The sequence below is a fragment of the Verrucomicrobiia bacterium genome (genome assembly GCA_036405135.1).
Lineage (GTDB): Bacteria > Verrucomicrobiota > Verrucomicrobiia > Limisphaerales > JAEYXS01 > JAEYXS01.
In genome coordinates this window covers 48,015-59,999 of sequence record DASWYF010000025.1, presented here as the reverse complement: position 1 = coordinate 59,999, position 11,985 = coordinate 48,015, and the positions used below count along the sequence as shown (strand labels likewise).

Here is an 11,985-nt window from a genome sequence, read left to right as displayed (position 1 = left end):
TGGTACAACCAGCTCCGGCCAGTGACGGTTCCTGTCATTGGTTGACCGACTGGCCGGAGGGCGGGCCATTCCTCCTTGGCATTCCGCAAAATAAAAAAATCGTCCTCGAACCCAACTCGTAGCAGCCGACGTAAGGAGGCTCTAACTTTTCCGTGTCCCTCTGAACACTGAAAACTTGAAACTCCTTCCTTTCCTCATTCCGTCGCCAATGGCAACACCCTCTGCCGCGCCACCTTCACCGGCTCCTCCGTCGGACAAGCCTGCTCCACCGCCCGGCGCATCTGTCCAAACCACCAGTTCGCCTGGCTGATCTTCCGATACCGCCGACTCGCCGGACGACATCCCGTTTCCATCTTCAACTCGCTCTGTTCTGTCAGTTTCATAATGAACCTTTTTGTTATCTTTCTGCGTCCACTATGCAGAGGGGGGTAGGACATTGGCTGTCCATGCCTCCCTTTTTCTGAAAATATTTAAAACCATCCTAACAATCTGGAAATGAATGCTTTAAGCGTTAAAAACCCATCCAAACCCGGAAATTCCCCTCCCTAATTTGTGCCAATCCGTGAAATTCGTGTCTTCTCCCCCTGAAAACTGAACACTTGAAACTACCCTTGAGGCAGATCAGTCCGCGCCGACACCGCCAACCCGAACACCTCTTTCACCTCGATCACTGGTCGTGGCACGAACCCTGCCTTCTCCATATACTCCTGCCATTCCACGCCGTGCTCCTCGATGGCGGGGCCATAACGCAAGTGCGCCGTGATATGTGCCGCTTCATGACACAACGTCTCGAACAATAGCTTCTCATTCTCTGGCAATAGCAAAACGCCGTTCAGCAGTATCTGCCCGCTCTTTGGATCACACTTTCCCAGCGCCAGTCCGAGTTGCGTGGAAAAAGCGATCTTCGCCTCGCGAGATAACCGGTACAAACCCCACAACGTGCACCACCGCTCCAACTCGCGATGCAACTTCGCCAACGTCTCTTGTGTCCGGTCTTTCAAATCGCCGCCATCGAATCCCCAAACCGCCTCCGATTGCAAGCGTAGGTGATGGAGCGCAGGGTGCGCGTCCCCACAGGTCAGGATATCCACCTTTTATGGATCTCACTTTTAACCATTTAACGGACCTTAAGATATTCTTGTCACCTCGCTGTCCCCCGCCTAATTCTAGCTCCCGGTATGACCAAGGAACTGAAACTCCATCACCTGTTCACCTGTCTGGCACTGGCTGTCGCGCTCACTTTTTCCGCGTGTTCACCTAAAGCCCCATCATCCTCCGATCCGTCAGCTCCAGTTTCACCCGGTGGATCCGATGCTAAACCTGCCATTACCTCCGCCCATAAAAACAGCTTCGCCGAAGTCACTGCACAGCTTGATCCAAGGGGTGATTTTTATCTCTATCTCAGCACTGAGCGCTGGTTAGAGGGTCTTTCCAAGTCCGTTGTGAGCTGGAAGAATGCTTTTTCCGCCGCACCGAATTTGACGCCTGAGGATAAGGCCGCCATCGGTATCGGCTTCGATTCTGTCACCCGTCTCATCCGGGATGCCGGTGTTGAGGAGATCAGCGGCTTGGGTGTGAGCGGCATCGCCCGGGAAAAAGGCCTCTTTCGCACCAAGCTCCTGCTGCACCATTATCCCGGCAAGGAAAAGGGCTTCGTCTGGTCCATGCTCGGCTCCAAGCCTCACACCTTGGACGGGCTGGATTACCTGCCTGCCACGACGGCCTTCGCGACCTTCAGCGATCTCGATTTGCCCAAAGCCTGGCAGGTCATTGAAAAACAACTCGATGCGACCGGCGTACCCGAGGCCAAGAAGATCGTCGCGGAGACGAAAGCATTGGCGGAGAAGGAACTTGGCATGAGTTTGGACAAGCTGTTCGGTTCTATGGGCGGTGAAGTGGGCTTCATTCTCACGCTGGATGAGACCAAGAAAATGCCGTTGCCTTTTCCCAGCGCCTCAGGTGAACCGGCGCAAATGCCGGAACCTGGATTCATGTTCGTCGTGCGCGTGAAAGATCAAACCCTGTTCAACCTGGTGGATAGCAAGCTGCCGCCCAGCCAGCAGATGATCAAAGTGGATGAGGCCGGACTCAAGATGCGGACGATGCCTCTGCCGCTGCCCTTCCCCTTGCGTCCCACCGTGGCCCAAAGCGGTGATTATTTCTTCTTCGCTTCCACTGACAAGCTGCTCAAAGAAGCCTTGGCCGTGAAGAAAGGTGAAGTGAAGGGATTGAAATCCACACCCGAGTTCATCCGTCTTTCACAGGATGTGCCTTTGCAAGGCAATGGCTTCAATTACATCAGCCAGCGCTTTGGACGCACCTGGTCGGAATTGCAGCTCCTCGCGATGCAATCCGCAGCCAATAAAGCCACCACGACCGGTTCGACGGACACATTCACCTTGGAACTGATGAAAAAGTTCATGGACCCCGCTTCCGCGAACATGTCGTTCAACGTATTCTCCAATACGGATTCCGGCTGGCTCGTCACGGGCAACACTACGCAGGAACCCGCCAAGATACTGATCGCCGCCGGGGCAACTCTGACGGTGCCGATCATCGCCGGCATGGCTTTCCCGGCTTTTGCGAAAGGGCGTGAAAAAGCCCAGCAAAATGTCTGCATCGCCAATCTCAAGATGATCGATGGTGCCACTCAGCAATGGGCTTTGGAGACCCGCAAGACAGATAAAAGCCGGGTGAACCTTCAAGCCGTCGCCAAGTATCTCAAGAACGGTGTCCTGCCCACGTGCCCCAATAATGGCACCTATTCCGTCACCATCGTGGAAGAGGCACCCAAGTGCAGCCACCCCGGCCATGCGCTTCCTTGATGGAGCGCGGATCATCCCAATACAAAGCAACTCCCGGATATCGGGCTACGTAATTTAGTTTCCTCTCCCCTACCTAAGGACTGAGCATTACCCATAAGTGGTCACCAGCGTCCAGCCAGCGGGAACTCCCTTATTAAGGTGGGGCAAAGCTGCCGCTTTGCCCTGACTTTGGCCTTCACCGCCGACCTCTCAAATGAAACCGGCCCCCGAAAAACGCAGCTCTCCCTGTCCTCAGTCTTGTTCATTCACGCTTTATAGACTTGTGGGTAATGCTCAGACCTAAGGAGGAGAGTTTTGGGATGACGTTTGAACGCGCCGGAAATTCCAGGCGAGCACCAGCATGACCAAGACGGTAAGCGCCGAAAGAGCTCTCCCCCAACCAAACCGGAAGTCATGATAGTAGATGCGCACGGTGCTATGCCCTTGAGGGATCACCACCGCCTGAAACGCATGGTTGGCCCGCATCACCTGCGCAGGCATGTCATTCACATAGGCTCGCATGCTGGGATGCCACGATTGTGCGATGACTGCCACCGTGGTTTTTTCCGCATATGCTTGAAACGTGATCTCATGGGATTTCACCAACAAGTTGCTCACGCTGGCCTGGAGACATTGCACCGGGTCTGGAGACGAGACCGGTTGGGATAGCCACACCGTCTCTCGAGGGTTGAAATCCTCCGCGAGGACGCCGGCCAAGGCTTTCTTTTCATCCGCTTCCACTATGATCTGCTGCCCCGCTGTCACCAGTTTCATGGCGTTCGTCCGCGCCACCCACTCCACCGCTGACTTGGGGGACGTCTCATAACGCGCTCCCAAGAAATCCAGCAAGGCCGCCGGAGGCGGTGTGTTCGTCATGGCATAGATTTTATCCTCGAGTTCTTTTTGCCACTTCAAGGGCAAGGTGGAGGAACCGTTCACCTTGGGTGTGCTGTCCAGCAGATTGAGATTCGACCACAGGGCGAGACGTCGGCCGAAGAATTCCTGCTCAAACTCGGGGACCGTGCTCATCAGCATCATGTCCTCTGCCTTCGACGAGATGAAGACACGGTAAAAATTCTCTGCCGTCACTTTGGGAAGCTGTTGATGCTCGCGAACGACGTTTGCCTCGAACACCCGCGCCGGCAGTGTGGGATTCAGCTTGGGATAATGCAGGCACGCATCGCCGATGAAAAGCGAGAGCACCGCCAGTTGTGCCAGGCGGCGCTTCATCACCTCGCTCTCCAGCAAGATGAAACGTAAAAGCGTCAGCGCACCGGCGAACACAAAGAAACGGATCAAGGTATTGCTGCGGATCACCTGCCAGTTGTCATACCCATGACGGCAAACCCAGGCGACGCCCACCGTCAAGAGCATGAGTCCCGCCACACTGCCGATGATCCAGCCAAAGCGCCTGCTTTCCCGCAACGCATCTCCTGCGCGACCGCTCGCCAGCGCCTGCCAGCCGAACGCCGCCAGCAAAATGAGCGCAGGAACCGCGAGGTAAATGAACTTCACCGGGAAGCGGATCAGCGACCACACGGGGATCATCTTACGCACCGCTTCATAGCCGGGCAGGTTGCCACCCATGGCGAGTATCAGCCCGAGCAAGGCTATGCCCGCCCACACCCAGCGGATCCGCCGCTCACTCTTCACCACGCCAAAGACCGCCAGCACCAGCACCGCTGCACCACAATAATACGTGCTGATGAATTGCTGCCCTTCCTGGTAGAATGTGCCCTGATACGTCATGATCTGCCGGATCATCGGCAGGAAAAGATTCACCCAGCCCCAGAGCGGGATGGACCAGTTGTTCGTGCTGAATCCAGGCGTGCGATAGGAGAGGTCCAGAGTTTGCAGGAACGGCAGCAATTGTGCCGCACTCAGTCCGGTGACCAGCGCGATCACGCCCGCGAAACGCCCAAAATACTTCATCACCCGGCCATGAAGCCACCAATCCCCCATCACCCACACCAGTGCGGTGAACCAGGTGAACAGGATGAGTTCCGGCACACCAGAAAGCATCTGCAGGGTGGCGATCACCGCCGCGCCCAGCACCCACTTGCCGCCGAGTGTCCATGCCTTGCGCACGCTCCACAGCACCCATGGCAACCAGCCGAGCACCACCGCATAGTTCGGCCACATGAGCCCCGAAAGGGTTGCGCCATTGAACACATAAAGTGTCCCCGCCAACGCACAGGCAAAGCCCCCCAGTCGCAAATCGGCAGCCAGTTTCCGCATGCCCATACCGGCGATCCAAAGGTGCAACAGGCAGAAGAAACCGAGCGACCAGGGCATCGGCAGCACCACCATCAGCAGGCTGAGCGGATACAAAACCATCGTGCCCCATTGCGCGAGGAACGGTGCGCCGCAATCACTGTACGGATTCCACAGCGGCAATTCGCCCGCCAGGATGGATTCCCGGTAGTGATGCACAAAACCATAACCGAGCACGCCATAATCGCGGAAGAACAACGCCTTGCTGCCAAAGAAAACTCCCGGGTGCGTGAGGATGAGCGCCAGCGCAAGGAAGGCACCGAAAGCGCGTGCAGGATGCGCCTCCGCCCACGCCAGCAAACGCATTTTCGGATCGGCATCGGGCTGGTTCACAAAATCGCCTTTTTCATGATCCGGAGAGGCAAAAGCAGAGACAGCACGGCGGCCAATGCCGTGAACCACTTGATGATATTGACGGGCGTCTTGACCGGATTCCTCGCGGTATTGTCCTGCATCGGGCGTAGTGTTGCCTGAGTTCCAAGCCCTTGTCATGCCGGAATCTGCGCGTGTGGTTCCTTGCCCCGATTGGCGGCAAAACGTGTTTAGGACTGGCCTTGTGTGTTCGGCTCCAGTACCAGCTAGGTCCGATATGGATAGCCGACGGGATTTCTATGACGCTCGTGCCGCTTTGCGCCCCCAGGAGGCGAATCGTCACTATCACCTGTTGCTCCAGCGGTACTTCGCCTTTTTCGTGCCGCCCGGCCTGCGTGTGCTGGAGGTGGGTTGCGGTGTAGGCGATCTTTTGGCTGCTGTGAAGCCGTCCCAAGGCGTCGGCATCGATTTCAGCCCCCAGACGGTCGCCCTGGCCAAGGAGCGGCACCCGACACTGGAATTTCAGGTGGCACAGGCGGCGGCGCTGCCTGATCTGGAGCCGTTTGACTACATCATCCTCTCCGATCTGGTGAATGATGTGCCGGATGTGCAGGCCGTCCTCGAGCAATTGCACAAGGTGTCCCATCCGCGCACGCGCATCGTGATCAATTTCTTCAACAACGTCTGGCGACCGATGCTCTCGGCGGCGGAAAGCATGGGACAAAAAGCTCCCACCATGTTGCAGAACTGGCTCTCCAGTTCTGATATGCAGAACCTGCTGCATCTCGCCGGCTGGGAGATGGTGAAAACGGACACCCGCATCCTCTGGCCGGTGAACACACCGTTGCTGGGGCCATTCCTGAACCGCTTCATCGCGCCTTTCCTGCGTCCGTTTTGTCTCACGGTCTTCATGGTGGCGCGGCCGCGGCCGCAAGTGCCTGCAGACCGGCATTACTCCTGTTCCGTGGTCATTCCCGCCCGCAATGAGGCCGGTAATATCGAAGCTGCCGTGCAACGCACTCCCGAGATGGGCAAAGGCACGGAGATCATCTTCATCGAAGGGCATTCGAAAGATAACACTTGGGATGAGATCCAGCGCGTCGCGGCCAAATATCCGGACCGCAAGATCAAGGTGCTCAAACAGCAGAGCAAGGGCAAGGGCGGTGCCGTGCGTGAAGCCTTCGCAGCCGCCACGGGCGACATCCTGTTCATCCTGGATGCCGATCTCACCATGCCGCCCGAGGAATTGCCCAAATTCTACGAAGCGGCCCGCAATGGCACGGCTGATTTCGTGAACGGCGTGCGGCTCGTCTACCCGATGGAAAACGAGGCCATGCAATTCCTGAACATGATCGCCAATCACTGCTTCGGCCTCGCCTTCAGCTGGCTGCTGGGACAGCGGATCAAGGACACTCTCTGCGGCACCAAGGTCGTGTTCCGGCGGGAGTACGACGAGATCGCGCGAAACCGCAATTACTTCGGTGATTTCGATCCTTTCGGTGATTTCGACCTGCTCTTCGGCGCGGCCAAGCTGAATCTGCGCATCATCGACCTGCCCATTCGTTATCAGGCACGCACTTACGGGGAGACGAATATCCACCGCTGGAGCCACGGATGGTTGCTGCTTCGGATGGTCATCTTCGCAGCCAAACGGTTGAAGTTCCTCTCATGAGTTCCCTGCCGCTGCAACAGCATCAAAAGGAGATTCAGGCCAACCAGGCCGTCTGGGCTGAGAAACCGCTTTTGCGCGCCGTTTATGCCGGACTGTATGCGCGGATACTGCCGCATATCGATGTCCGTACTCCGGGCATCGTACTGGAGATCGGTTCCGGGATGGGCAATCTGAAAACTCATCTGCCCACAGCGGTCTGCTCCGATCTGTTCCGTGGTCCGGCCATCGATGTGATGTGCGATGGTTACGATCTGCCTTTTGCCGATGAGAGCGTTTCCCATCTCGTGCTGTTCGATGTGTTCCATCATCTGGAAGTGCCCAAGGCATTTCTGCGTTCTGCCCGCCGGGTGCTGAAGCCAGGCGGGAAAATCATCATCATGGACCCTTACATCAGCCTGAGCAGTTATGTGGTGTATGGGGCGTTCCATCACGAGCCTGTGGCGATGGGCGACCTGATCCGTAAGGAAGATGTTTTTCCCGGCCCCCGCCATTACTACGCCGCACAAGGCAATACCACGCGCCTCTTTTTCCGGGATGAATGGCCCGAGTGGTTGCAAGGATGGAATGTCCGCCATCGTGAACCCTTCAGCGCCTTCTCCTACTTTTTAGCTGGCGGCTTCAGCCGCCGGGCGTTTTACCCGCTTGGTTGGCTGCCTTTTTTCCGCAAGCTGGACCGCTGTCTGACACCTTGGCCCAAACTCTTCGGCGGCAGATGTGTCATCGTGCTGGAGAAACCTGTGTCCTGAAGGCATCATCTAGCGCCTTCAGAAAGCATTTCAAATCAGAGAAATCAGGCAGGACGGCGAGGGCGCCCTCAGCGCGTAAACGCACAGCGCGCTCACCCGAGCCGATGCCGATGAACGGCCAGTTCAAGGCTTTGCACGCGCGGGCATCCCACACACCGTCACCGATGTAGATCACTTTCTCGCGGGCACCGAACCGTTCCGCGGCGCGTTGGCGGGATATCTGCATGATGGTCACACGGTCCGGGGCGTCATCCGATGACGCAGCCGGATGATCTTCAAAGCGCATTCCCGCGCTGCGCATCTTCAAACTGGCAGATGCGCCCCAGGCACCGGTGGCGAGGGAGACGCCGTATGCAGTTTCGCCGGTCAGATGCTTGAGCATGGCGGGAGCGCCAGCGATAGGCACCATGGGATTTTCCGCAAGCATCTGGCCAAGTAACGCGAGGAAGTGATCGCGGAAGGCATGTAACTCATCCTTGGCCGGCGTGCGACCAGTGCGCGTCTCGTGGAGTTCGTGCAAAAGACCTGCATCGGTGACGTGTTTGTATTTGGACCAATCCGTGTCCACGTCGTGAAAGTTCCAGACTTCGGCGAGGGCGCGGATGAAGCAGATGTCATCTGCTTGCACGGAATGGGTCAACGTGCCGTCGATGTCGAAGATGATGTGAGGCATGGGTGAGAGAGAAAGCCAGTTGGGATTGGGATGATTTTCACATGTTCCGGGCACCCCTCACTCCGGCCCTCTCCCCTCCAAGGGGCGAGGGTGGTGAGGAGCGCCTCTGTGTTTTTCAGCTATAGAGTGAAGTTCATGGCGAGATTTATTTAGTGGTGCCGGTCAATGACAAGTCGCTGAACTCGATGTCCGTATCGAAGCCGCCCCAGACTTCCCAGCCGACGAGGAGGCACGCGAGGAAGTAATCTTCGGCGCGATAGATGCGGCGCTTGCCGTGTTGGAAGGATCGCTGCGTGGCGGCGGAGAGGCCTTCGCGGATGAGCTGTTTCACATCGATGTCATAGGAAATTTTGCGACCGGCTTCGAGTGTGGGTTGGCTGCCGGAGAAATAGACGCCATCACCGAATTGATCGAGTCCGAGCCAAGGTGTGGAACCGGGCACGTGGCGATTATCACCTTCCGAATAGATCGCGGGCACGAGCATGTAGAACTTACCGCCATCAGCGACGCGGTTCGCCGTCTTGGGCATGATGACGATGGCGAAGTAGAAGATGGCGTGGTTGGGGGCTTTGTAGTCAGAGCTATGGTCCCACGTGCTGCTGCGGACGAGGCGATTCAGCTTCACCTTCGCTTGCAGGCGCAGCCGGTCGTATTTCTCGAAGGTCAGTTTTTCCGCGTCCGGAATGATCGTGAGTGGATTGTTGTCTTTGGCGAAGTGCTGGCCGATGAGGAAGTGAGGCCAGACGGTGTGAGGATTGCCATACTTGGGTGGCTTGCCGCTTTTATCCGGCAAGTTCAGCGCGCCGCCTTCGCGCCATTCTTTGCCGGTATCGTAGAGCAGATGCACGCGGCCTTTTTCGAGGAGGCATTGCTTGGCGAGGTTGGTCGTCTGCCAGATGAATTCGCCGGGAGCTTTCACCGTGGGCGTCTCGCGATGGTGCGCGAAATGGAGTTGCTCGCTGATCTCCCAGAACGCCCATTGGGCATTGGTGAGGCCTTTGCTTTGCCAGCGGGTGAGGCAATCGGCGCGTTCAGTTGCGGGCAAGTGATTGGCATAGCCTTGCGTGATACCGTGAAGGAGTCGGGGATCGCGAAGGAGTTGTTTGGATTGGGAATCGGCGGCGTGGGTGGAGAGAGTTAATGCGTGAAAGCAGAGGATAAAGAACAGCGCGATATGTTGGCGGATGAACATCTGGAAGGATGATGCGGGAGATAGGGAGTGTCCTCAAGGTGGATTGAAGGCAGAAAGGATGCAACCCGGTCCGGGTAGGGGGGATTTCAATGTGCTTACCCAGGGCAGGTCTGCTCCTGCGTCGCAGACCAACCCTGGGCTGATTGATTGGAACCCCGTTGTTGGGGTTCAGGTAGAAAAAATTCCGTTTCCGAGTCAGGAACTTAAGCGCGCATGCGACGGCTCCGCATCTCTACAGTGTGACACATTCGAGCCAGAGTTCCACGGCTTCGGCGAGCATGGCGTGGGCTTGGTTACGGGGCTTGCCCTGGTTGGCGACCTAATTCCGGACAGGTGGGCACATGCCAGCGTTCGTTCTTCTTGATGACAGCCGTGAGCGAGGGCAGTTCGATGACTGCTCCATCTTTATAAATCCAGCCTGGTCTCATATTAGTGGGATTCTCCAAATAGTCTCGGCGGCAAGCGAAGTTGTGAGGCTGCTCCAAGGATGCAAACCGCAGTGGATTTTTGAGGTGATGTCGAAACGATCGTAATGGTTCAGGATGCGATGTCTGGGGGGGAAGCCAGAGGCTGAAAAGGAAAGCCTCCGGCTTCGAGACATTTTCTTGCCCACGTCCCTCACACCGCCACGTCCGATTCCACCGTCCCGGTTTCTTCATTCTCACGCTGGAACAGGCTGAAGCCGAGTGTGAGAGGTCCCACGCGGCCGATGAACATGAGGGCGATGAGGATCCATTTGCCTCCAGCGGTCAGATCACCCGTGATGCCCATGCTGAGGCCCACGGTGCTGAAGGCGGAGACGGTCTCGAAGAAGAGGGGCAGGAAACCGTGCTTCTCCGTCAGGCAAAGCAGGAACAGGCCACCGGTCATCAGGCTGATATAAAGCGTGGTGGAAGCGGCGGCCGTGCGCAGGCGGATGGGCGGCACGGCGTGTTTCCAGAACTGCACTTGGCGATGTCCGCGCAAGGTGGACGCGAGAATGGCGTAGAGCGCGGACACACTGGTGGTCTTGATACCACCGCCTGTGCCGCTGGGCGAGGCACCCACGATCATGGCGAAGAACAGCAGCACCAGGGAAGCGGAGGAAAGATTGCCGATGCTGATGGTGTTGAAGCCCGCCGTGGTGGACGCGCTCATGATCTGGAAGGCGGCGGCGAGGAAGCGTTCCTTGGCCGGGAGCAACTGGATGGACGGCTCGGCAAAATAGAAGAGCGGCGTGGTGATGAGCCAGATGGCGGCGGTCATGAGCAAGATGAGCTTCGACGTGAGGGTGATGGTGTGCTGCTTGCGGGTGGCGGCGAGCCAGGCATCTTGCAGGACGATGAAACCGATCGCGCCGAGATAGCAGAGCGCGCCGATGGTGAGGTTCACGGTGGTATTGCCGGCAAAGGCTTCGAGGCTGTTGTTGTTCAAACTGAAACCGGCGGTGGCAAAGGCGGAGACGCAGTGAAAGAGCGCGGACCAGAAGGGGTTCTCCACGCCGGCCGCGCGGAATTCAAAGTAAAGCAGCGCGGTGCCGATCGTCTCAATGAGAAGGGTGAAGACGAGCACCTGGCGCACGAAGAGTGGGAGGTCAAAGCCCTTGGGGAGGGAGAATTCCGCGTGCAGAATCTTCAGGCGCACGGGCGAGAGCGTCTGGCCGCGCGAGAGGATGAGCGCGGAGGAGACGGTCATGTAACCAATGCCGCCGAGCTGGAAGAGGATGAGCAGCACCAGTTCACCCCAGAAGGTGTAGCTGTCACTCACGCTCACGGTCGTGAGTCCGGTGGTGGACACGGCGGAGACGACGTTGAAGAGATTGTCCAGCCACGCGACAGGCTGCGCCTGCGCGGGTGGCAGACAGAGCAGCAGCGTGCCGATGAGGACGTAGGAGAGAAACCCCAGCACGAGAAGCTGGGCCGGCTTGAGAGAGACCAACCAGTTTTTCACAGTTCACCAAACCGCCTCCGGCAAGGAAGGCGGGTCCATGTTCAAGGACGGCGTCGCCAGCGAGGCTCAAAAGCTCCGCCAACGGCACAGGCCAATCAGTTTTCAAACGGGGTGATCGTGGACGCCGTGGACTTCACGGCGCAGAGGACCGCCCTTCCAAACGCCGACGAGGTTAGCTGACGGGCTAGGTCTCAGAAGTGACCCCGAAGGCCAGTTGCCTGGCATCGTGCGCCCCGTCCCGGTGTGACCCGGGAGTTTGGGTTCCCCGTGCTGACTTGCAGGAAGGCAAGGCAGCTTAGGCTGCGAACAAGGGAACGCTCGGACAATGGGGTGGGTTTGTCAATGCGGGCATAAATATGCGGTTTGGGGCAATTTTCAGGTCA

Annotated in this window: 10 protein-coding genes and 1 riboswitch; of the genes, 3 read left to right on the top strand and 7 right to left on the bottom strand. The window is 57.6% G+C overall.

Features of this window, described 5'->3' with window-relative positions:
* Window positions 1–194: 194 nt before the first annotated feature.
* On the bottom strand, window positions 195–383 hold the full coding sequence (locus VGH19_13175; protein HEY1172319.1) for a hypothetical protein: 189 nt from the start codon (window positions 381–383) through the stop codon (window positions 195–197).
* Between the two features lie 222 nt (window positions 384–605).
* Window positions 606–1,091, bottom strand: coding sequence for a SprT-like domain-containing protein (locus VGH19_13170; GenBank protein HEY1172318.1), 486 nt, complete (start codon window positions 1,089–1,091; stop codon window positions 606–608).
* An 87-nt stretch (window positions 1,092–1,178) separates the two neighbouring features.
* On the opposite strand from VGH19_13170, the gene VGH19_13165 reads away from it, so the two are divergent.
* On the top strand, window positions 1,179–2,825 hold the full coding sequence (locus VGH19_13165) for a hypothetical protein (protein HEY1172317.1): 1,647 nt from the start codon (window positions 1,179–1,181) through the stop codon (window positions 2,823–2,825).
* Window positions 2,826–3,104: 279 nt separating this feature from the next.
* On the opposite strand, the gene VGH19_13160 is transcribed toward VGH19_13165, so the two are convergent.
* Window positions 3,105–5,570 (bottom strand): YfhO family protein, encoded by a 2,466-nt coding sequence (locus VGH19_13160; GenBank protein HEY1172316.1) that lies wholly within the window; start codon window positions 5,568–5,570, stop codon window positions 3,105–3,107.
* 97 nt (window positions 5,571–5,667) lie between these two features.
* Here VGH19_13160 and VGH19_13155 point away from each other — a divergent pair, with 97 nt between their 5' ends.
* Both VGH19_13155 and VGH19_13150 read left to right on the top strand, forming a co-directional pair.
* Window positions 5,668–7,062, top strand: coding sequence for a glycosyltransferase (locus tag VGH19_13155; protein ID HEY1172315.1), 1,395 nt, complete (start codon window positions 5,668–5,670; stop codon window positions 7,060–7,062).
* Window positions 7,059–7,808, top strand: a complete 750-nt coding sequence (locus VGH19_13150; protein HEY1172314.1) for a class I SAM-dependent methyltransferase — start codon at window positions 7,059–7,061, stop codon at window positions 7,806–7,808. Before VGH19_13155 ends, VGH19_13150 begins: the two co-directional genes overlap by 4 nt.
* Here the strand turns inward: VGH19_13150 and VGH19_13145 are convergent.
* The 4 genes from VGH19_13145 to VGH19_13130 form a co-directional block, all read right to left on the bottom strand.
* Window positions 7,780–8,481 carry an HAD family hydrolase gene (locus VGH19_13145; protein HEY1172313.1) on the bottom strand — a complete coding sequence of 234 codons (702 nt, stop codon included), beginning with the start codon at window positions 8,479–8,481 and terminating at the stop codon, window positions 7,780–7,782. The two genes, VGH19_13150 and VGH19_13145, sit on opposite strands and share 29 nt — an antisense overlap.
* A 145-nt stretch (window positions 8,482–8,626) precedes the next feature.
* Window positions 8,627–9,673, bottom strand: coding sequence for a hypothetical protein (locus VGH19_13140; GenBank protein ID HEY1172312.1), 1,047 nt, complete (start codon window positions 9,671–9,673; stop codon window positions 8,627–8,629).
* 293 nt (window positions 9,674–9,966) lie between these two features.
* Window positions 9,967–10,101 (bottom strand): hypothetical protein, encoded by a 135-nt coding sequence (locus VGH19_13135; protein HEY1172311.1) that lies wholly within the window; start codon window positions 10,099–10,101, stop codon window positions 9,967–9,969.
* A gap of 190 nt (window positions 10,102–10,291) precedes the next feature.
* Window positions 10,292–11,602, bottom strand: coding sequence for a potassium transporter TrkG (locus VGH19_13130; protein ID HEY1172310.1), 1,311 nt, complete (start codon window positions 11,600–11,602; stop codon window positions 10,292–10,294).
* Window positions 11,603–11,749: 147 nt separating this feature from the next.
* Window positions 11,750–11,914: riboswitch (cyclic di-AMP (ydaO/yuaA leader) on the bottom strand.
* Between the last annotated feature and the right edge of the window lie 71 nt (window positions 11,915–11,985).